The organism is Pseudomonas sp. S8, assembly GCF_050473925.1.
Lineage (GTDB): Bacteria > Pseudomonadota > Gammaproteobacteria > Pseudomonadales > Pseudomonadaceae > Aquipseudomonas > Aquipseudomonas parakoreensis.
The window spans coordinates 4777140-4797922 of sequence record NZ_JBFDVZ010000016.1; the positions used below are offsets into that span (position 1 = coordinate 4777140).

17 protein-coding genes are annotated in these 20783 nt (G+C 63.3%); 15 read left to right on the forward strand and 2 right to left on the reverse strand.

Features of this window, described 5'->3' with window-relative positions; translation table 11 throughout:
* Nucleotides 1-55: 55 nt before the first annotated feature.
* The 13 genes from AB1J88_RS22690 (at nt 56) to madM (ending at nt 16564) form a co-directional block, all read left to right on the forward strand.
* Entirely contained in the window at nt 56-2110 is a 2055-nt protein-coding gene (locus AB1J88_RS22690; RefSeq protein ID WP_041063506.1) for a methyl-accepting chemotaxis protein, read from the forward strand.
* 11 nt (nt 2111-2121) lie between these two features.
* Nucleotides 2122-8034 (forward strand): Hpt domain-containing protein, encoded by a 5913-nt coding sequence (locus tag AB1J88_RS22695; RefSeq protein ID WP_430292713.1) that lies wholly within the window; start codon nt 2122-2124, stop codon nt 8032-8034.
* Entirely contained in the window at nt 8027-8497 is a 471-nt protein-coding gene (locus AB1J88_RS22700) for a chemotaxis protein CheW (RefSeq protein WP_086792248.1), read from the forward strand. The genes AB1J88_RS22695 and AB1J88_RS22700 overlap by 8 nt, the downstream gene beginning before the upstream one ends.
* Before the next feature lie 170 nt (nt 8498-8667).
* Entirely contained in the window at nt 8668-9033 is a 366-nt protein-coding gene (locus AB1J88_RS22705) for a DUF6124 family protein (protein WP_198759791.1), read from the forward strand.
* Between the two features lie 283 nt (nt 9034-9316).
* A complete protein-coding gene (gene mdcA / locus AB1J88_RS22710; protein ID WP_430292024.1) occupies nt 9317-10987 on the forward strand; it encodes a malonate decarboxylase subunit alpha in 1671 nt (556 codons plus the stop codon).
* Nucleotides 10987-11859: a triphosphoribosyl-dephospho-CoA synthase gene (locus tag AB1J88_RS22715; RefSeq protein ID WP_430292025.1), complete on the forward strand. Its 873-nt coding sequence runs from the start codon at nt 10987-10989 to the stop codon at nt 11857-11859. Before mdcA ends, AB1J88_RS22715 begins: the two co-directional genes overlap by 1 nt.
* Complete coding sequence (locus AB1J88_RS22720; RefSeq protein ID WP_003229075.1) at nt 11859-12158, forward strand: malonate decarboxylase subunit delta; 300 nt, start codon at nt 11859-11861, stop codon at nt 12156-12158. Before AB1J88_RS22715 ends, AB1J88_RS22720 begins: the two co-directional genes overlap by 1 nt.
* Nucleotides 12151-13002: a biotin-independent malonate decarboxylase subunit beta gene (locus AB1J88_RS22725; RefSeq protein WP_430292026.1), complete on the forward strand. Its 852-nt coding sequence runs from the start codon at nt 12151-12153 to the stop codon at nt 13000-13002. The genes AB1J88_RS22720 and AB1J88_RS22725 overlap by 8 nt, the downstream gene beginning before the upstream one ends.
* Entirely contained in the window at nt 12999-13784 is a 786-nt protein-coding gene (gene mdcE / locus AB1J88_RS22730) for a biotin-independent malonate decarboxylase subunit gamma (RefSeq protein ID WP_430292027.1), read from the forward strand. Before AB1J88_RS22725 ends, mdcE begins: the two co-directional genes overlap by 4 nt.
* Complete coding sequence (locus tag AB1J88_RS22735) at nt 13778-14398, forward strand: malonate decarboxylase holo-ACP synthase (protein ID WP_430292028.1); 621 nt, start codon at nt 13778-13780, stop codon at nt 14396-14398. The genes mdcE and AB1J88_RS22735 overlap by 7 nt, the downstream gene beginning before the upstream one ends.
* Entirely contained in the window at nt 14395-15315 is a 921-nt protein-coding gene (gene mdcH, locus AB1J88_RS22740; protein ID WP_430292029.1) for a malonate decarboxylase subunit epsilon, read from the forward strand. Before AB1J88_RS22735 ends, mdcH begins: the two co-directional genes overlap by 4 nt.
* 66 nt (nt 15316-15381) lie before the next feature.
* Nucleotides 15382-15798 (forward strand): malonate transporter subunit MadL, encoded by a 417-nt coding sequence (madL, locus tag AB1J88_RS22745; RefSeq protein WP_003229065.1) that lies wholly within the window; start codon nt 15382-15384, stop codon nt 15796-15798.
* A gap of 1 nt (nt 15799) precedes the next feature.
* Nucleotides 15800-16564 carry a malonate transporter subunit MadM gene (gene madM / locus AB1J88_RS22750; protein ID WP_047297120.1) on the forward strand — a complete coding sequence of 255 codons (765 nt, stop codon included), beginning with the start codon at nt 15800-15802 and terminating at the stop codon, nt 16562-16564.
* A gap of 137 nt (nt 16565-16701) precedes the next feature.
* Here the strand turns inward: madM and AB1J88_RS22755 are convergent, their stop codons facing one another.
* Nucleotides 16702-17616 (reverse strand): LysR family transcriptional regulator, encoded by a 915-nt coding sequence (locus AB1J88_RS22755; protein ID WP_222017930.1) that lies wholly within the window; start codon nt 17614-17616, stop codon nt 16702-16704.
* A gap of 167 nt (nt 17617-17783) precedes the next feature.
* Here AB1J88_RS22755 and trhA point away from each other — a divergent pair, with 167 nt between their 5' ends.
* Entirely contained in the window at nt 17784-18401 is a 618-nt protein-coding gene (gene trhA, locus AB1J88_RS22760; RefSeq protein ID WP_007964065.1) for a PAQR family membrane homeostasis protein TrhA, read from the forward strand.
* 51 nt (nt 18402-18452) lie between these two features.
* On the opposite strand, the gene AB1J88_RS22765 is transcribed toward trhA, so the two are convergent.
* Complete coding sequence (locus tag AB1J88_RS22765) at nt 18453-19409, reverse strand: LysR family transcriptional regulator (RefSeq protein ID WP_222017932.1); 957 nt, start codon at nt 19407-19409, stop codon at nt 18453-18455.
* A gap of 108 nt (nt 19410-19517) precedes the next feature.
* Here AB1J88_RS22765 and AB1J88_RS22770 point away from each other — a divergent pair, with 108 nt between their 5' ends.
* Nucleotides 19518-20759 (forward strand): D-amino acid dehydrogenase, encoded by a 1242-nt coding sequence (locus AB1J88_RS22770; protein ID WP_430292030.1) that lies wholly within the window; start codon nt 19518-19520, stop codon nt 20757-20759.
* The last annotated feature ends 24 nt before the right edge of the window (nt 20760-20783 follow it).

Consider the following 20783-nt stretch of genomic DNA (forward strand, 5'->3'; position numbering starts at 1 on the left):
TCCCCTCACCACAAATCCCACAGTGGACCGTGGCAGGTTTCATAGGCGAGGACCGATGACAAAAGCAAAAACAGGCAAGTCGGCAGAAGGGTCGCGCAGTCGTTCGCAGATCATCGTGCTGTTCATCGCACTGATCGTGTTCATCATGCTGCTGTTCGCCAACTTCGCCTACCTCAACACCCAGGCCAATTACGACAAGCAGTACATCGGCCACGCCGGTGAGCTGCGCGTGCTGTCGCAACGCATCGCCAAGAACGCCACCGAGGCCGCCGCCGGCAAGGCCGCTGCGTTCAAGCTGCTGAGCGATGCGCGCAACGATTTTGCCCAGCGCTGGGGTTACCTGAAGAAGGGCGACCCGGCCACCGGCCTGCCACCCGCGCCAGCCGCCGTGCGCCCGGAAATGCGCGCGGTGCAGCTGGATTGGGAACGCCTGCTGAAAAACACCGACGCGATTCTCTCCAGCGAACAGACCGTACTCTCGCTGCATCAGGTCGCCGCGACCCTGGCCGAAACCGTGCCGCAGTTGCAGATCGAATACGAAAAAGTCGTCGAAATTCTCCTGCAACGCGGCGCCCCGGCGGCGCAAGTGGCGATGGCCCAGCGTCAATCGCTGCTGGCCGAACGCATTCTCGGCGCGGTCAACACCGTACTCGCTGGCGACGAAAACTCGCAGCAGGCGGCCGACGCTTTTGGCCGCGACGCCACCCGTTTCGGCCAGGTGCTCAACGGTATGTTGCAGGGCAACCCGACCCTGAAAATCAGCCAGGTCGAAGACCGCGATGCCCGTGCGCGCCTGAGTGAAATTTCCGAGCTGTTCCAGTTCGTCTCCGGCTCCGTGGACGAAATCCTCGAAACCTCGCCGGAGCTGTTCAAGGTCCGTGAATCGGCGAGCAACATCTTCAGCCTGTCGCAGACCCTGCTCGATGAGGCTTCGCACCTCGCCAGCGGTTTCGAAAACCTTGCCGGCGGACGCAGCACCGACACCATTGGCGGCTACGTCCTGGGCTTGCTGGCACTGGCCTCGATCATCCTGATCGGCATGGTCATGGTCCGCGAAACCAACCGCCAGTTGCGCGAGACCGCCGAGAAGAACGAGCGTAACCAGAACGCGATCATGCGCCTGCTCGACGAGATCGAAGACCTCGCCGACGGTGACCTGACGGTGACCGCCTCGGTGACCGAAGACTTCACCGGGACCATCGCCGACTCGATCAACTATTCGGTCGACCAACTGCGCGATCTGGTCGCGACCATCAACCTCACCGCCGGCCAGGTGGCTGCCGCCGTGCAGGAAACCCAGGCCACTGCCATGCACCTGGCCCAGGCCTCGGAGCATCAGGCGCAGCAGATTTCCGAAGCCTCGACCGCGATCAGCGATATGGCCCAGTCCATCGATCAGGTCTCGGCCAACGCCGCTGAATCCTCGGCGGTGGCCGAGCGCTCGGTGGAAATCGCCAACAAGGGCAACGAGGTGGTGCACAACACTATCCACGGCATGGACAACATCCGCGAACAGATTCAGGACACCGCCAAGCGCATCAAGCGTCTGGGCGAGTCGTCGCAGGAAATCGGCGACATCGTCAGCCTGATCGACGACATTGCCGACCAGACCAACATCCTCGCGCTCAACGCGGCGATTCAGGCGTCGATGGCCGGGGACGCCGGACGCGGTTTTGCCGTGGTTGCCGATGAAGTGCAGCGACTGGCCGAACGTTCGTCCGCCGCCACCCGGCAGATCGAAACGCTGGTGAGGGCGATTCAGACCGACACCAACGAAGCGGTGATTTCCATGGAGCAGACCACCACCGAAGTGGTGCGTGGCGCGCGACTGGCGCAGGATGCCGGTGTGGCGCTGGAAGAAATCGAAGGTGTTTCGAAAACCCTTGCGGCGCTGATCCAGAGCATCTCCAACGCGGCACAGCAGCAGACCTCGTCGGCCGGGCAAATCTCGCTGACGATGAACGTGATCCAGCAGATCACCTCGCAGACTTCGTCTGGCTCGACCGCCACCGCAGAGAGCATCGGCAACCTGGCGAAGATGGCCAGTCAGCTGCGCCGTTCGGTATCCGGTTTCACCTTGCCGTCGGCGTCCGCGACGGACAAGGCGTGAGTGGAGTGGTTATGGGTGACCGGCACGACTACGTGGCCCTCGAATGGGTCAAGGGTGAAATTGCCGAAACGCTGAGGCAGGCGCATCAAGCGATTGAAACCGTGCTCGATGACCCGCAGGCCGCGCCGGGGCTGGATGAGTGCCTGGGCTATATCCATCAGGTGCACGGCAGTTTGCAGATGGTCGAGTTCTACGGCGCGGCGTTGCTGGCCGAAGAAATGGAGCATCTGGTCGAAGCCTTGCAGCAGGGGCGCGTCGCCCATCGCGACGAAGCCCTGCACCTGCTGCTGCAAGCCTTCGGGCAATTGCCCATCTACCTCGATCGGGTGCAGAGCGCCCGCCGCGACTTGCCGTTGGTGGTGCTGCCGCTGATCAACGACCTGCGCAGTGCGCGCGGCGACAGCCTGCTCTCGGAAACCAGCCTGTTCAGCCCGCCATTGCCGGACCTGCCGCCGTTGAGCGCAGAAGCGCTGGCCGCGCTGGAGCCGGCCGAGTGGCCCAACGTATTGCGCAAGTTGCGCCAGATGCTGCAGATGGCGCTGGTCGGGTTGCTGCGCGAGCAGGACGACCAGACACACCTCGACTACCTGGCGAAAGTCTTCCAGCGCCTCGAAGCGCTGAGCGCCAATGCGCCGTTGAGCCCGCTGTGGCAGGTCGCTTCAGCGCTGGTCGAAGGCATGCGCGAAGGCGCCATCGCCAACAGTCCGGCGCTGCGCAGCCTGTTCAAGGACGCCGACAAGGAACTCAAGCGCCTGCTCGAACAAGGCCCGCGCGGCCTCAATCAGCCGCCCCCGCCGGAGTTGCTGAAAAGCCTGCTGTTCTATATTGCCAAAGCCGAACATCCCACCGGGCAGATGCTGACCATGAAAGATCGCTACTCCCTGGACGACGCGTTGCCCGACAGCGCGATGGTCGACGAAGAACGCGCGCGCCTGGCCGGCCCCGACCGCGATGCGATGCGCTCGGTGCTGGCGGCGCTGTGCGAAGAGCTGGTGCGGGTCAAGGAGCGCCTCGACCTGTTCGTGCGCAGCGACCGTCAGCACACTGCTGATCTGGAGAGCCTGCTGGCGCCGCTGCGGCAGATCGCCGACACCCTCGCGGTGCTCGGTTTTGGCCAGCCGCGCAAAGTCATCATCGATCAACTGGCGGTGGTCCTCAGCCTCGCTCAGGGCCAGCGCGAGCCGAATGACGCGACCCTGATGGACGTGGCCGGCGCGCTGCTCTACGTCGAAGCCAACCTCGCCGGAATGGTCGGCACCGTCGAGCCGGAAAGTCCCGAAGACGCGCGCCTGCCGACCACCGACCTGACGCAGATCCATCAGATCGTGATCAAGGAAGCGCGCATCTGCCTGCAACAGGCCAAGGACATGATCGTCGATTACATCGACGCCGACTGGGATCGCCAGCAACTGCAACCGTTGCCGGAGTTGCTGACCCAGGTGCGCGGCGCGCTGGCGATGATTCCGCTGAGCCGGGCGGCGAGTCTGGTCGAAGCCTGCAACAGCTTCATTCGCGAACACCTGCTGCTGGATCCGCACCAGCCGGGCTGGCAGCAACTGGATAATCTGGCCGACGTCATCACCAGCCTCGAGTATTACCTCGAACGCCTGAGCGACGACCCGCAAGCGCCGAATGAACAACTGCTGGATGTTGCACAGAAGAGCCTCGTCAGCCTCGGTTTCTTTCCTGACGAGCCACCCGGCGAACCTCACGTGCCGTTGCTCGACGATGTACTCAGCCCCAGCGAAGCGCTGGTGATGCAGGACCTGCAGGCGCTGGACGATCCGCAGACCGTGCAGTCACTGGCCGAGGTGCTGGCCAGTCCGGTATCGGCAGTCAACCCGCCGGCCTTGATCACCCCCGGCAGCCTGATGCCGCCGCCGCGCGATGAAGCACCGGTGGACGATGAACTGCGCGAAGTGTTCCTCGAAGAGACCGACGAAGTCCTCGAAGTCCTGCACGAATACCTGCCGCGCTGGACGGCTGACACTCATGACCGCGCCGCCCTGACCGAACTGCGCCGCGCTTTTCACACCTTGAAGGGCAGCGGGCGCATGGTTCGTGCGCTGATCCTTGGCGAGTTGGCCTGGGCGGTGGAAAACCTGCTCAACCGCGTGCTGGAACACAGCGTCGAGCCCGGTGCGCAGGTGCAGCAGTTGCTCACCGACACGGTGTTGTTGCTGCCGGAACTGATCAGCGAATTCGCCACTCAGCGCCAGCGGCAGCGCAGCGATGTCGATCAACTGGCGGCCCGCGCGCATGCGCTGGCTAAAGGCGTCGAGCCGCTGGCGGCCGAAGACGTCGACGATGTGGCGGCCCTCGATCCGCTGTTGCTGGAGATCTTCCGCAACGAGGCCGAAACCCACCTCGCCAGCCTCAACCGCTTCCTCGATCAGGCCGCCGAGCATGTGCCGCTGCCGGCCAGCGACGAATTGCAGCGCGCCTTGCACACGCTCAAGGGCAGTGCGTCGATGGCCGGCGTATTGCCGATTGCCGAACTGGCCGCGCCGCTGGATAAACTGGCGCGGGAGTTCAAGGCGCATCAGTTGCCACTGGATCTGGATGAAGTGGAATTGCTCCTCGAAGCCGAAGGCCTGTTCCGCGTTGGTTTGCGCCAGCTCAAGCACGATCCGCTGGCGCCGATTGTCGGTGCGCAGTCGCTGATCAAACGCACCGAAACGCTGCTGGCCGAACGTCTGGAAGCGATCCTCAGCGCGCCGAACACCGGCCTGCGGATCAAGCGCGATCCGCAACTGATCAACAACTTCCTCGCCCAGGGCATGGACATCCTGCTCGATGCCGAAAGCCTGTTGCAACGCTGGCAGCAACACCCCGGCGAGCGCCAGGAACTCAGTGCGCTGCTGGATGAGCTGACCACGTTGGGCGAAGGCGCACACCTCGCCGATCTGCTGCCGGTGGATGTGTTGTGCGAAGCCTTGCTCGACCTGTATGGCGCCGTCGAAGAAAGCAGCCTGGCGGTCAGCGACAGGTTTTTCCACGAAGCGCAGAACGCTCATGAAGCGCTGATCAACATGCTCGACGAACTGGCTGCCGGCCAGGAAATCACCCCGCAGCCGCAGCGCATCCGCGCCTTGCACGAACTGCTCGATGAAAGCCTCGATCCGACGGCGATGGGGCTGATCCGCAGCGACGGCAGCCGCACTTTGAGCATCAGCGAACTGGGTGCCGCCACCGCCGAACTGTCCCGCGCCAATGTCGAGACTGCGCCGGACGACGAGATCGTCGAGATTTTCCTCGAAGAAGCGGTAGACATTCTCGACAGTGCCGGGCAAGCCCTGCAACGCTGGTTGAGCGACCCGGACAACGCTGCGCCGCTGTCGTCGTTGCAGCGCGATTTGCACACGCTCAAGGGTGGCGCGCGGATGGCCGAGGTTGATGCCATCGGCGATCTGGCCCATGAGCTGGAAAGCCTTTACGAAGGGCTGGTGGATCGTCGCTACAGTCACAGCGATGCGCTGGGCCGCTTGCTGCACAAGGGCCATGACCGCTTGGCCTTGTTGCTGGAGCAGTTGCAGGCGCATCAACCATTGCGCCCGGCGCAGGATCTGATCGAGACGATCCGCCAGTTCCGCCAGGGCGCCGCCGGTACTGCCGAAGCGGCGCAACCGACGGCTGAATCAGACAGCGCGGCGCATGATCCGGAGCTGCTGGACATCTTCCTCGAAGAGGGTTTCGACATCATCGAAAGCTCCGGCGCGGCGTTGCTGCGCTGGCAGGCCGAGCCGGGCAATCGGCAGGAAGTGGAAACCCTGCTGCGCGATCTGCACACGCTCAAGGGCGGCGCGCGGATGGTCGAGATCGGCCCGATCGGCGACCTCGCCCATGAGCTCGAATTCCTTTACGAAAGCCTCGCCACCGGCGTGCTGCAGCCGTCCGCCGAACTGTTCGCGCTGGTGCAGCGCGGGCATGACCGCCTGGCGCAGATGCTCGACGGCGTGCGCGCCGGGCAGCCCTGCCCGCCGGCGGATCGGCTGATCAACGCGATCCAGAATTTCAGCCATCCGGCGACCCCCGACACGCCGCCGTTGCTGCCGATGCCGGCCAAGACCGAGCCTGCGGTGCCTGCCGCCGATGCCGGCGCGGACATGGTCAAGGTCTCCGCCGAACTGCTTGATGAACTGGTCAATCTGGCCGGCGAAACTTCGATTTTCCGTGGGCGTATCGAGCAGCAGGTCAGCGATGCGCAAACCGCGCTGAACGAGATGGAAACCACCATCGAACGCATGCGCGATCAGTTGCGCCGGCTCGACACTGAAACCCAGGGACGGATTCTCAGCCGTCAGCAAGTCGATGCCGAACGCCTCGGTTACGAAGAGTTCGACCCGCTGGAAATGGACCGCCATTCGCAGTTGCAGCAACTGTCGCGGGCACTGTTCGAATCCGCCTCCGACTTGCTCGATCTCAAGGAAACCCTCGAGCGCCGCAACCACGACGCCGAGAACCTGTTGCAGCAACAGGGGCGGATCAACACCGAGTTGCAGGAAGGCCTGATGCGCACGCGCATGGTGCCGTTCGAACGGATGTTGCCGCGCCTCAAACGCATCGTGCGGCAGGTCGCCGAAGAGCTGAACAAGGACGTCGCCTTCATCATCGACAACGCCGAAGGCGAGATGGACCGCAACGTGCTGGAGCGCATGGCGGCGCCACTGGAACACATGCTGCGCAACGCCGTCGACCATGGCCTGGAGTCTGCCGAAGTGCGGCTGGCGGCGGGCAAACCAGCGCAGGGCACAATCAGCCTGGACCTGTCCCGCGAGGGCGGCGACATCGTTTTCGATATCCGTGACGACGGCGCCGGGGTGCCGCTGGACGCGGTGCGGCGCAAGGCGATCAAGCGCGGCCTGCTCGCACCGGACGCCGAGATCAGCGACCGCGACGTGCTGCAGTTCATCCTGCAGCCGGGCTTTTCCACCGCGGAAAAGATCACCCAGATTTCCGGGCGCGGCGTCGGCATGGACGTGGTTCATGAGGAAGTCCGCCAGCTCGGCGGCACCATGAGCATCGACTCGGTGCCGGGGCAGGGTGTGCATTTCCGTATTCGTCTGCCGTTCACCGTGTCGGTCAACCGCGCGCTGATGGTGCAGTGTGGTGAGGATCAGTACGCGATTCCGCTGAACACCATCGAAGGCATCGTCCGCGTGCTGCCGAATGATCTGGAGGCGCACTACCGCAACGACCCGCCGAGCTACCACTACGCCGGTCAGCGCTACGAACTGTGCTATCTGGGCGAGCTGCTGAAAACCGCGCCACGCCCCAAACTGCTCGGCCAGAGCCTGCCGTTGCCGGTGCTGCTGGTGCAGTGCAATGACCGGCACATCGCGGTGCAGGTCGATGCGATGGCCGGCACTCGCGAGATTGTGGTCAAGAGCCTCGGCCCGCAGTTCGCGGCGGTGCAAGGAGTGTCCGGGGCGACGATTCTCGGCGATGGTCGGGTGGTGCTGATTCTTGATTTGTTCGCGCCGATCCGCGCGATGCAGGCGCGGATCGCCCAGCATCCGGCGCAGGCGGACATCGACAGTGAGCCGCAGAAACCCCTGCTGGTACTGGTGGTCGACGACTCGGTGACCGTGCGCAAGGTCACCAGCCGATTGCTCGAACGCCACGGCATGAACGTGCTGACCGCCAAGGACGGCGTCGATGCCATGCTGCTGCTGGAAGAACACATGCCCGACCTGATGCTGCTCGACATCGAAATGCCGCGCATGGACGGCTTCGAAGTCGCCACCCAGGTGCGCCACGACGAACGTCTGCAGCACCTGCCGATCATCATGATCACCTCGCGCACCGGGCAGAAACACCGCGACCGTGCGATGGCCATCGGCGTCAACGACTACCTCGGCAAGCCGTATCAGGAATCGGTGCTGCTCGAAAGCATTGCCCACTGGAGCAAGAAACATGCATGAGCGCCGCCACAACGCGCGCAGCAGCCAACTCACAGGCCTGTTGCTGCCACTGGCCGACCGCAACCTGATCCTGCCCAACGTCGCCGTCGCCGAGCTGATCGACTACCAGGCCAGCGCCTTCGACCTCGACACGCCGCCGTGGTACCTGGGGCGGGTGAGCTGGCGGGAGCGGCAGATTCCGCTGCTGAGTTTCGAGTCGGCGTGCGGGCAGAAAATCGTTATCGGCGAACGCGCGCGGATCGTCATCCTCAACGCCCTCGGCGGCTTGCCGCAGCTGAAATTCATTGCGCTGCTGGTGCAGGGGATTCCGCGTTCGTACAAGCTCGACAGTCAGTTGAGTTATGTCGATGTGCCGTTGTGTGCGCTGGAGCAGGCGGCGGTGCAGGTCGGGGAACAGGTGGCCAAGGTCCCGGATTTGTTGGGGTTGGAGCAGTTGTTGGTGGAGGCTGGGCTGGTTCACTGATCCAGCCTTTGTGCTGCCCTGACTGGCCTCTTCGCTGGCAAGCCAGCTCCCACAGTGTCCGCGTCGTATTCGGATTTTGTGAGTCACACAAAACCCTGTGGGAGCTGGCTTGCCAGCGATAGGGCCAGTTGAGTCAGCAAAGTCGCAGCCTCAACAGAGGAAAGTCGTCCATGTTCAAAGTAACGCCAAACCCGCCGGTCACCGACACGGCATCCCCTTACGAAGCCCCCGAATCAAAGAAATTCCACGAAGCCGCCGAACGCGCGCTCGACCATTACCTCGGCCCGCCAAAACCCGACCTCATGGCCACGCCCTACACCCCCAACACGCTGTATATGGCCAACCCCGACGCCGACAGTGAATCCCTGTTGGCCGACGCCAGTGAATCCCTCGGCTCGGCCACGGTCATGCTCAACAATCATGCGGCGCTGGTGCAAGGCACGCACCGCAAGACGCTGCAGGGCATTGCTCAGGTGGTGATGGTGGCGGAGCTGGCGGTAAATCGGGTGTTGGATAAGTTGGTGCCGACGAACTGAGAAGCGCAATGCCTTCCCCTGTAGGAGCTGCGGCACGCTGCGATCTTTTGATCTTGATTCTGAGGATCAAAAGATCGCAGCCTCGTTTCACTCGACAGCTCCTACAGGGGATTTGGGTTGTCACATAGTGATTGAACAACCCAAAACCCTGTGGGAGCGAGCTTGCTCGCGAAGGCGTCGTCAAACGTTACGCTCATCGTAATGATTCACCACCGCGCTTGATTGATGCCCCCACCCGACACTCCTAAGGTAGCTCCACGACAGCGAACCCCGTGGAGTGAGCATGACAACAACAATTTCCCCCGACTCGCGCTGGACGCGGCGGCGTGACGAGAAGCAGTGGCGTCTCGACAAGGTGCGCGGGCTGGCCGACGGTGTGGTACTGCCAAGCGACAAGATCGTCGCCGCGCTCGAAGCGCTGATTCATCCCGGCGACCGGGTGGTGCTGGAGGGCAACAACCAGAAGCAGGCGGATTTCCTTTCCCGTTCGCTGGCCAAAGCCGATCCGGCCAAGCTGCATGATCTGCACATGATCATGCCCAGCGTCGGTCGCTCCGAGCATCTGGATCTGTTCGAACGCGGCATCGCCCGCAAGCTCGATTTCTCCTTCGCCGGTACCCAAAGCCTGCGCATCAGCCAGTTGCTCGAAGACGGCCTGCTGGAAATCGGCGCGATTCACACCTACATCGAACTCTACGCGCGGCTGGTGGTGGATCTGATCCCCAACGTCGTGCTCTCGGCCGGGTTCATGGCTGACCGCAACGGCAACATCTACACCGGCCCCAGCACCGAAGACACCCCGGCACTGATCGAACCGGCGGCGTTCAGCGATGGCATCGTCATCGTTCAGGTCAACCAGTTGGTGGATGACGTCAGCGAACTGCCCCGCGTCGATATCCCGGCCTCGTGGGTCGACTTCGTGGTGGTGGCCGACAAGCCGTTCTACATCGAACCGCTGTTCACCCGCGACCCACGGCACATCAAACCGGTGCACGTGTTGATGGCGATGATGGCGATCCGCGGGATCTACGAAAAACACAACGTGCAGTCGCTCAACCACGGTATCGGTTTCAACACCGCTGCCATTGAGTTGATCCTGCCGACCTACGGCGAATCCCTCGGCCTCAAAGGCAAGATTTGTCGCAACTGGACGCTCAACCCGCACCCGACCCTGATCCCGGCGATCGAGAGCGGTTGGGTCGAAAGCGTGCATTGCTTCGGCACCGAACTCGGTATGGAAAACTACATCGCCGCGCGCCCGGACGTGTTCTTCACCGGGCGCGACGGCTCGCTGCGTTCCAACCGGATGTTCTGCCAACTGGCCGGGCAATACGCGGTGGACCTGTTTATCGGCGCGACCCTGCAAGTCGACGGCGATGGCCATTCCTCCACTGTTACCCGTGGGCGCCTGGCCGGGTTCGGCGGCGCGCCGAACATGGGCCACGACCCGCGCGGTCGGCGTCACGGCACCCCGGCGTGGCTCGACATGCGCCACGACGATTCACAGCAACCGATGCTCGAACGCGGCAAGAAACTCGTGGTGCAAATGGTCGAGACCTTTCAGGAGGGCGGCAAACCGACCTTCGTCGAAACCCTCGACGCGGTGGAAGTGGCGAAGAAAAGCGGCATGCCGCTGGCGCCGATCATGATCTACGGCGACGACGTTACCCACCTGCTCACCGAAGAGGGCATCGCCTACCTGTACAAGGCGCGCTCGCTGGAAGAACGCCAAGCGATGATCGCTGCGGTTGCGGGCGTGACTGCCATCGGCCTGCGCCACAACCCGAAAGACACCGAACGCATGCGCCGCGAAGGCCTGATCGCCTTGCCCGAAGACCTCGGCATCCGCCGCACCGACGCCACCCGCGAACTGCTGGCGGCGAAAAGCGTGGCCGATCTGGTCGAGTGGTCCGGCGGCCTGTACAACCCGCCCGCCAAGTTCAGGAGCTGGTAATGCACGCACTCAATCTGCAAGCGAAACCCCTGAGCCTGAGCGAACGCATGGCCGATCTGGCGGTGGATGCGCTGATCGACGAAGCCGATCTCTCGCCGAAACCGGCGCTGGTCGACCAGCGTGGCAATGGCGCGCACACCGATCTGCACCTGGGCCTGATGCACGCTTCGGCGTTGTCGTTGTGGCCGGCGTTCAAGGAAATGGCTGAAGCCGCGAGCGCCATGGGCGAAGTCGGATTACCGTTGCGCGAAGCGATTGGTCGCACCGGTCGCGAAGGCGAGCAAGCCATGCTCGCGACCACCAATGGTGTGAATACCCATCGCGGCGCAATCTGGGCCCTGGGATTACTGGTGACCGCCGCTGCGCTGGAACCGAAATCCTCAAGCGCCAACGCCGTCTCTGTTCGCGCCGCACGTCTGGCATTACTCGATGACCGCTACGCACCAAAACCGCTGAGCCACGGCGCTCAGGTCGCCCTGCGTTACGGCGCACGCGGTGCCCGTGAGGAAGCGCAACTCGGCTTCCCGTCCGTGCTGCAACGTGGCCTGCCGCAACTCAAACGCAGCCGCGCCAGCGGCCACGGCGAACAGAATGCCCGGCTCGATGCGCTGCTGGCGATCATGACCGATCTGGCCGACACCTGCGTGCTCTACCGCGCCGGTGAACAAGGCCTGCACGCCATGCAACAAGGCGCGCAAGCGGTGCTCGACTCCGGCGGCAGCGCCAGCCTCGGCGGGCGTCGACGCCTGCACGCACTGGATCAACAACTCATTGCATTGAATGCCTCGCCCGGTGGCGCCGCCGACTTGCTCGCCGCCACGCTGCTGCTCGATCGAATCGAGCGCGATGGCATCCTTCAGGGAGCGTTTTGATGGAAACCTTATCCTTTGAATTCCCCGCCGGGCAGCCGCCACGCGGGCGCGCGCTGGTAGGTTGTGTCGGCTCGGGTGATCTGGAAGTGCTGATCGAACCGGGGCTGGCCGGCAAGCTGACGATCAATGTGCAGACCTCGGTCAACGGTGCGCAGCAGCGCTGGCAGCACCTGTTCGCGCGGATGTTCGACGGCACCACACCGCCGGCGATGGCCATCGATATTCACGATTTCGGCGCCACGCCGGGGGTGGTGCGTCTGCGTCTGGAACAAGGTTTCGAGGAGATCGGCCATGACTGACAGCGCAGCGCTGTTGCACAAGCACAGCTTCGTCGAACTCGGAGCGCGGCAACGGGCGAAAGCCTTGCTCGATGCCGGGACCTTCCGCGAATTGCTCGACCCGTTTCAACGGGTCATGTCGCCGTGGCTCGAACGCCAGGGCGTGGTACCGCAAGCCGATGACGGCGTGGTGATTGCCAAAGGCAGCCTCGACGGCTTGCCGGTGGTGATCGCCGCCATCGAGGGCGCGTTTCAGGGCGGCAGCCTCGGCGAAGTCGGCGGGGCGAAGATTGCCGGCGCGCTGGAACTGGCCGCCGAAGACAACCGCAAAGGCATCCCGACGCGCGCCGTGTTGCTGCTGGAAACCGGTGGCGTGCGCTTGCAGGAAGCCAATCTCGGGTTGGCGGCGATTGCCGATATTCATGCGGCGATTGTCGATTTGCAGCAGTACCAACCGGTGGTCGGTGTGGTGGCGGGCAGCGTCGGCTGTTTCGGCGGCATGTCGATTACCGCTGCGTTGTGCAGCTATTTGCTGGTGACCCAGGAAGCGCGCCTCGGCCTCAATGGCCCGCAGGTGATCGAGCAGGAAGCCGGGATCGAGGAATACGACTCCCGCGACCGGCCCTTCATCTGGAGCCTGACCGGTGGCGAGCAGCGGTTCGCCAGTGAGCTGGTGGATCGTTATGTCGCTGATGATGTGGCGCAGATTCGTCAGCAGGTCGGTGCGTTGCTGCAACAGGGTTTGCCAACGCGGCCGCGCAGTCAGCGTGCCGATTGGTTCCTGGAACGTCTGGCGAGCCTGGACACCGATAAGCAAATCGAGCCTGCGGTGGTTCGCGATCTGTATCAAGGAGAGCGCTCATGAGTGGTTATTCCGTGCGCGGTTTGAACTGGTTCAACGCCCTGAGCGTTGGTACGAAAGCGGTCGAAGGTTTGCCGCCCTCGTTGAAGGTTGCTGACGGTGAACTCGGACGATTGATCGCTGTGGTCGCTGACCCCGACAACCGTTTTCCACGGGCTCGCAACGGCGAAGTCGGATTGCTCGAAGGCTGGGGCCTGGCCAAGGCGGTGGATGACGCAATCACGGCAGATCGCGACAACACACGGAAACGCCCGATCATCGCCATCGTCGATGTACCGAGCCAGGCTTACGGTCGTCGCGAAGAAGCCCTCGGCATTCATCAGGCCCTGGCCGGGGCGGCGGACAGTTATGCCCGCGCCCGTCTGGCCGGGCATCCGGTGATTGCGCTGCTGGTGGGCAAGGCGATGTCCGGGGCGTTTCTGGCCCACGGTTATCAGGCCAACCGCTTGATTGCCCTGCGCGATCCCGGGGTGATGGTGCATGCGATGGGCAAGGCCTCGGCGGCGCGAGTGACGCTGCGCAGTGTCGAGGAACTGGAAGCACTGGCCGCCAGCGTGCCGCCGATGGCCTATGACATCGACAGCTACGCCAGCCTCGGATTGCTCTGGGAAACCCTCTCGGTGCAGCAGATCGAGCAGCCGACGGCGGAGGATCTGGCGCGGGTGACCGAATGCCTGAAACAGGCCATCGACGATATCTCCAGCACTGACTTGCGCAAGCGTCTCGGCGCGAAAAATCGTGAAGCGTCCAGCCGTGTGCGTGAACTGCTGAGGGCGCAGTGGTGAACCTGCCACTGGCCCACGATCTGTTGTGGGGCATGACCCCGGCGCAGTTGCCGGCGGATGCGCCGCAGTGGGCAGTCGAATCGCTGGCTGCCGGGCAACCGGTGGTCGTGCGGCGGGCGGTGAGCGCTGAAGCTTGGATCGCGGTGGGCATTCGCGGTGTGTTGCGTGAGCAGCGGCTGGCGGCGTTTATGGCGCTCGATTCGATTGCCTGTCGGGTCAGCCCCGAAGCGCTTTGTCATGTCGATTGCGAGCGCGATCTGCCAGTGATGCAGGCCCTCAAACAACTGCGGCCAATGCTTGATGACTGCGGTTGGGTCTGGGGTATCAGCGGCAGCGTCGGGTTTGAATTGGCCAGTGGTTTTAGGGCGATGCACGCGGCCAGCGATCTCGATCTGATCTTGCGTACGCCGCAGATGATCACGCGTAATCAGGCACGCAAACTGGTCGAGCTCTTTGATCAAGCCGTGTGTCGAGTGGACATGCAATTGCAGACGCCGTTTGGTGCTGTGGCGCTACGCGAATGGGCCAGCGGTTCGGCCCGGGTGCTGCTGAAAAACCAGCATCAAGCCTGTCTGGTCGCTGACCCGTGGAACCTGCAGGAGCAGGCAGCGTGAGCAGACTGTTGGTGTTCCCCGGCCAGGGCGCGCAGCAACCGGGCATGCTCCAGCGTTTGCCTCGGGAAACCTTGACCGAGGCCAGCGACGTGCTCGGTGAAGATGTCTTGCTGCTGGACTGCGGCGAAGCATTGCGCACGACAAGGCCGGTTCAGCTGTGCCTGTTGATCGCCGGGGTTGCTGCCTCGCGGCAGTTGCTGCAGGACGGACTCACGGCGGATTACGTCGCCGGTCTGTCCATCGGCGCGTACCCGGCAGCGGTGGTCGCCGGGTCGCTGAGCTTCAGCGATGCGTTGCATCTGGTCAGCCTGCGTGGCGAGTTGATGCAGCAGGCTTATCCACAGGGCTATGGCATGACCGCGATTATCGGTCTGCAGTTATCCACCGTCGAAACGCTGCTGGCGCAGGTGCACAGCGCGGAGTCGCCGGTGTACCTGGCCAACATCAATGCCGATAACCAGGTGGTAATTGCCGGCAGCGACAAGGCGATGCAAGCGGTGGCGGAACTGGCGCGCATTCGTGGCGCCGGTCTGGCGAAACGTCTGGCGGTGAGCGTGCCGTCGCACTGTCCGCTGTTGGAAAAACCTGCGCAAATCCTCGCCGAAGCCTTCGCCAAGGTTGAACTGAAGCGCCCGACAATCGCTTACCTGAGTGGCAGTCGCGCGCGTCCGCTGATCAAGCCTGAAGCCCTGCGTGATGACCTCGCTTTCAACATGTGCCGCGTGGTGGACTGGCGCGGCACCGTGCAAAGCGCTTACGAGCGCGGCGTACGTTTACAAATCGAACTGCCGCCCGGTGCGGTGCTGACCGGGCTGGCGCGCCGGGTGTTCGAATCGGGCACGGTCACTGCTTTCGACAGTGCGCGGCTCGATACCCTGCAGGCGCTGTTGCGAGAGGAGGGAGACCGCCGACCCTAAACCGCCGCGACTCAGGCTTCGAACAACAAAAACAACATTCGACGATGCACTTTGAGGACTACAACAATGATTATTTACGGTGTGGCGCTGTTGGCGATCTGTACGCTGGCAGGGGTGATCATGGGCGACATGCTCGGCGTGTTGCTGGGCGTCAAATCCAACGTCGGCGGGGTCGGCATCGCCATGATCCTGCTGATCTGCGCGCGGTTGTGGATGCAGAAACGCGGCGGCATGACCAAGGATTGCGAGATGGGCGTCGGCTTCTGGGGCGCGATGTACATTCCGGTGGTGGTGGCGATGGCCGCGCAACAGAACGTCGTCACCGCCCTGCACGGCGGCCCGGTGGCGGTGCTGGCGGCCATCGGTTCGGTGGTGGTGTGTGGCTGCACCATTGCCCTGATCAGCCGCACTCATAAAGGTGAGCCATTGCCCGACGAACCGGTGGAAGTCACCCCGGTCGGTACCCCGGTAGGAGGTCGCTGACATGTGGGCACTCATTGAAAACGGTCTGGAACACAACGGCCTGATTACCGCGTTCGCTTTCGTCGGCGTGATCATGTGGGTCTCGGTGATTCTCTCCAAGCGCCTGACCTTCGGGCGCATTCATGGCTCGGCGATTGCCATCGTCATCGGTCTGGTGCTGGCCTGGGTCGGCGGCACCCTGACTGGCGGGCAAAAAGGCCTGGCGGATCTGACGCTGTTCTCCGGCATCGGCCTGATGGGCGGGGCGATGCTGCGGGATTTCGCGATTGTCGCCACGGCGTTCGAAGTGCAGGCGACCGAGGCGAAGAAGGCCGGGTTGATTGGCGTGATCGCGCTGCTGCTCGGTACGGTGTTGCCGTTCATTGTCGGCGCGTGCATGGCCTGGGCCTTCGGCTATCGCGATGCGGTGAGCATGACCACTATCGGCGCGGGCGCGGTGACCTACATCGTCGGCCCAGTGACTGGCGCAGCGATTGGCGCGACCTCGGATGTGATGGCGCTGTCGATTGCCACCGGGTTGATCAAGGCGATTCTGGTGATGGTCGGCACGCCGGTCGCGGCGCGCTGGATGGGCCTGGATAACCCGCGCTCGGCGATGGTGTTCGGTGGTCTGGCCGGGACGGTGAGTGGGGTGACCGCAGGGCTGGCGGCGACGGATCGGCGGTTGGTGCCTTATGGGGCGTTGACGGCGACGTTCCACACCGGGCTTGGGTGCTTGCTTGGGCCTTCGCTGTTGTTCTTCATTGTTCGCGGGATTGTGGGCTGACTTTCGGATTCTGTGTTGTCGGGTCTAACGCCATCGCTGGCAAGCCAGCTCCCACAGGTTTTGTGTTGTAAGAAGATTTCTGAATCAGCACAAAACCCTGTGGGAGCTGGCTTGCCAGCGATGCAGGCGACGCGGTCTCAAACCTGGCGATTGGCATACATCCGACACTCCGCCAGCAACGCCAGCAGATTCGGATCGCGCTCCTTGGCCTTCAAGAACACCACGCCAATGTGCTGCTGCAAGCGGTACTTCTCCTGCAACGGGATCAGCTTCACCCGATTCTCGTACACCGCCGCAATCCTTCCTGGCAGCAGCGCATAGCCGACCCCGGAGCTGACCATGCTCAGCAGGGTGAAGATGTCGTTGACCTGCATCGCCACCTTTGGCTCGAACCCCGCCTGCTTGAATACCCGAATGCCGTCCTGATGGGTGGCGAAGCCTTGGGTCAGGGTGATAAAGGTTTCGTCGCGCACCTCGGCCAGATCGACTTCACTGCGTTGGGCGAACCTTGAATCTGCCGGTGTGGCGAGGAAAATGTCGTCGGAGAACAGCGGGATCTGCTCGCAGTCCGGGTCGCTGACGGTGTCGTCCAGCGACACCAGAATCGCGTCGACTTCCATGTTCTTCAGCTTGTACAGCAGGTCGATGTTGGAGCCGAGGATCAGGTCGATGTTGAGTTCGCTGCGGCGGATCTTCAGGCCCATGATCAGTTGCGGTACGGTTTTCACCGTCAGCGAGTACAGCGAGCCGAGTTTGAAGCGTTCAGCGGAGAAACCGGCGGCCTCGCGGGTCAGGCGCACACTCTCGACCACGTCCTGGATCAGCTTCTGCGCGCGTTCTTCGAGCACGTAGGCGCTTTCCAGTGGCGTCAGGTTGCGCCCTTCATGCTTGAACAGCGGGCAGCGCAGGGCGCTTTCCAGCGAATGGATCGCCCGGTGCACGCTGACATTGCTGGTCTGCAACTCGGCTGCGGCACGCGCCAGATTGCCGGTGCGCATGAAGGCGAGGAACACCTCGAGTTTTTTCAGGGTCAATTCTTCGTCGATCAGCATGGCGCGGACTCTTTTTGGTATCAACCGATTGTGCCCGGTATGCGCCGCTCTTTGTAGGAGCTGCCGGAGGCTGCGATCTTTTGATCTTTTAAACGGAAACATTGCGCTTTTACGCTCAAGGCCCGAGCCTTGCGCGTTGCGGTAACGAATCTTGAGGTGAGCGACACATGTATCACGGGGAAAAACTCAACGCCTGGACGCATCTGGTCGGGGCCGTGGCTGCGTTTATCGGCGGCGTGTGGATGCTGGTGATTGCCAGCCTCGACGGCAGTCCGTGGAAGATCGTCAGCGTGGCGATCTACGCCTTTACCTTGCTGGTGCTCTACAGCGCTTCGACCGTGTACCACAGCGTGCGCGGGCGCAAGAAAGCGATCATGAAGAAGGTCGATCACTTTTCCATCTATCTGCTGATCGCCGGCAGCTACACGCCGTTCTGCCTGGTGACGTTGCGCGGGCCGTGGGGCTGGACGTTGTTCGGGATTGTCTGGGGGCTGGCGCTGATCGGCATCCTGCAGGAGATCAAGCCACGCTCCGAAGCGCGAATCCTGTCGATCGTGATCTACGCAGTGATGGGCTGGATCGTGCTGGTGGCGGTCAAACCGTTGATCGCGGCGCTGGGCACGGCAGGGTTTGCCTGGCTGGCGTCGGGCGGGGTGTTGTACACCGTGGGGATCATCTTTTTTGCCCTGGATCACCGGTTACGCCATGCGCATGGGATCTGGCATTTGTTTGTGATCGCCGGGAGTCTGCTGCACTTTGTGGCGATTCTGTTTTATGTCCTTTAGAACATCACAAATCCTGTGGGAGCGGGCTTGCCCGCGATGACGGACTGTCAGTCACTCATGTGTTGATGGGGCCACCGCAATCGCTGGCAAGCCAGCTCCCACAGGGACCAGGGTTTGCAGTTGTATCTGCGCGCGTCTGCTGAATATCTGCAACAAGTCGCCGAGGGTATGCGGTGGCGGTTCGGTGGCGCGGGTCACTGCGTACAACGTGATCGGCAAGGGCGGCGCCAACGGGCGGATTACGGTGCTGGTCGGCGAAGCACCGAGTGCCGTGAAAGGGTCGATCACAGCCACCCCGGCGCCAGACTCCACCATCGCCCGCGCCAGCGAATACGTCTGCACGGCGATCCGCACGCGAGGCGGTGGCACGACCGCTTCCAGGTAGCTGTCGAGTCGGGCAGCCAGCGGGTCGGCGCTGGATAGCCCGATCAGCGGTGCTCCCGCCAACGCCATCAGCGGCAACGGCTGACCGGCTTCTTCCTCCGGCCAGTAACCTTTCGGCGCCAGCGCCACCAACACGCCCGAGGCCAATGCCTGCGCCTTCAATCCCGGATGATCCGGCAACTGCAACGTCAGGGCCACGTCCACTTCGCGCATCAGCAGGTTCTGCATCAGCTCGCGGCTGTGGGCGCTGGAGAGTTCGCAGGCGATGTCCGGGAACTGTGCCGTCCATTGCCGGATCGCCGGCGGCAGCAGCGACAGCGCCAGCGCCGGGGTCGCGCCGATCCGCAGGCTGTGGCCGGGCTCGCGGCGCAGGCTTTGGGCCAGGCGTCGCACGCCTTGCAGACTTTCCGTGACCTTGTCGACTTCGCGCTCCAGCTCCAGCGCTTCCGGAGTCGCCTGCAATTTACCGCGCACCCGCAGAAACAGCGGAAAGCCCAACTGCTGCTCGGCGTGCTGCAGCACTTTGGTCACCGCCGGCTGAGAGACGTGTAGCAATTGCGCAGCGGCGCTGACCGAGCCGGTCTGGCGAATGGCCTGAAAAATCTCGATGTGGCGAAGGCGCATGGCGAGTCCATAACCTTTGTTTATAGGTCTGGCATCTTTATTCATTGTTCGGCGCCTGTCACCTCATCCTAACCTCAGCCTCGTCTTCACATAGAAATAGGGACGGACATGGCTCAGCGTGTGTGCATCATCGGCGGCGGCGTGATCGGGTTGGCAACGGCCTATGCGCTGGTGCGCGACGGTTTCGAAGTAACAGTGGTCGAGGCGCGGCAGTCGCTGGGCAGCGAAACCAGCTTCGCCAACGGCGGCCAGTTGTCCTACCGCTATGTGGCGCCGCTGGCCGATGCCGGCGTGCCGTTGCAGGCGATCGGCTGGATGCTGCGCGGCGACTCGCCGCTCAAGCTGCGCCCGCGTCTGGACCCGGCGCAGTGGCGCTGGATGGCGTCGTTTCTCGCCGCCTGCCGCACCTCGGTCAACCGGGAAAACGCGGCGCATCTGTTGCGTCTGGCGCTGTTCAGCCAGAGCACGCTGAAACGCTGGCGCGAGGATGACGGGCTCATCGGTTTCAACTGGCGGCGCAACGGCAAACTGGTGACCTTCCGCAATGCCGCCAGCTTCGACCATGCGCGCAAGGGCTTGGCCGATCCGCAGCAACAACAGGTGTTGTCCGCCGCCGAATGTGCGCAGCTGGAACCGGCACTGACCGATGCGCCGTTTGTAGGCGCGATCTACACGCCGGATGAAGAAGTCGGCGACTGTCACGCCTTCTGCCAGCAGTTGGCGGCGCGATTGACGGCGTCGGGTCGCTGCAAGTTTCGCCTCGGTCAGGCAGTCACCGGCATTCGCCACAGCCACGGCGTCGTTACGGCGATTGAGCTTGGCAACGAAACCCTGCCAGTTGAACAACTGGTGATCGCCGCCGGGCACCGAAGCCCTTTGCTGGCGCTGCCCGGCCTGCGCCTGCCGCTGTATCCGCTGAAGGGTTACAGCCTGACCGTGCCGATCGGCGATGAGCATCGGGCGCCGGACGTGAGCATCACCGACTACGACCGCAAGATCGTCTACGCGCGCATCGGCGAACAGTTACGGGTGGCGGCGATGGTCGACATCGTCGGTTTCGACCCGGCGGTAGATCCCGAGCGGTTGGCACTGATCAAGCGCCAGGCCCGCGACACCTTTCCCGATGCCGGCAATTACGACGCGGCTGTGGAATGGGCGGGCATGCGCCCGGCCACCCCCACCGGCGTACCGTTGTTGGGCGCCACGGCGTATCGCAATCTGTGGCTCAACCTCGGCCACGGCGCGCTCGGTTTCACCCTGGCCTGCGGCAGCGGGCAGTTGCTCAGCGAACTGATCGGTCAGCAGCGTACATCCATTGACCTGCACGGGCTCAATCCCCGTGCGGCGTGACAGTTTCTGCTAAAACACCCCAAC

Bases quoted from the DNA above. Each gene is read 5' to 3' on its own strand.
- AB1J88_RS22690 (WP_041063506.1), top strand. From the start codon at position 56: ATGACAAAAGCAAAAACAGGCAAGTCGGCAGAAGGGTCGCGCAGTCGT.
- AB1J88_RS22695 (WP_430292713.1), top strand. From the start codon at position 2,122: ATGGGTGACCGGCACGACTACGTGGCCCTCGAATGGGTCAAGGGTGAA.
- AB1J88_RS22700 (WP_086792248.1), top strand. From the start codon at position 8,027: ATGCATGAGCGCCGCCACAACGCGCGCAGCAGCCAACTCACAGGCCTG.
- AB1J88_RS22705 (WP_198759791.1), top strand. From the start codon at position 8,668: ATGTTCAAAGTAACGCCAAACCCGCCGGTCACCGACACGGCATCCCCT.
- mdcA (WP_430292024.1), top strand. From the start codon at position 9,317: ATGACAACAACAATTTCCCCCGACTCGCGCTGGACGCGGCGGCGTGAC.
- AB1J88_RS22715 (WP_430292025.1), top strand. From the start codon at position 10,987: ATGCACGCACTCAATCTGCAAGCGAAACCCCTGAGCCTGAGCGAACGC.
- AB1J88_RS22720 (WP_003229075.1), top strand. From the start codon at position 11,859: ATGGAAACCTTATCCTTTGAATTCCCCGCCGGGCAGCCGCCACGCGGG.
- AB1J88_RS22725 (WP_430292026.1), top strand. From the start codon at position 12,151: ATGACTGACAGCGCAGCGCTGTTGCACAAGCACAGCTTCGTCGAACTC.
- mdcE (WP_430292027.1), top strand. From the start codon at position 12,999: ATGAGTGGTTATTCCGTGCGCGGTTTGAACTGGTTCAACGCCCTGAGC.
- madL (WP_003229065.1), top strand. From the start codon at position 15,382: ATGATTATTTACGGTGTGGCGCTGTTGGCGATCTGTACGCTGGCAGGG.
- madM (WP_047297120.1), top strand. From the start codon at position 15,800: ATGTGGGCACTCATTGAAAACGGTCTGGAACACAACGGCCTGATTACC.
- AB1J88_RS22755 (WP_222017930.1), bottom strand. From the start codon at position 17,616: ATGCTGATCGACGAAGAATTGACCCTGAAAAAACTCGAGGTGTTCCTC.
- trhA (WP_007964065.1), top strand. From the start codon at position 17,784: ATGTATCACGGGGAAAAACTCAACGCCTGGACGCATCTGGTCGGGGCC.
- AB1J88_RS22765 (WP_222017932.1), bottom strand. From the start codon at position 19,409: ATGCGCCTTCGCCACATCGAGATTTTTCAGGCCATTCGCCAGACCGGC.
- AB1J88_RS22770 (WP_430292030.1), top strand. From the start codon at position 19,518: ATGGCTCAGCGTGTGTGCATCATCGGCGGCGGCGTGATCGGGTTGGCA.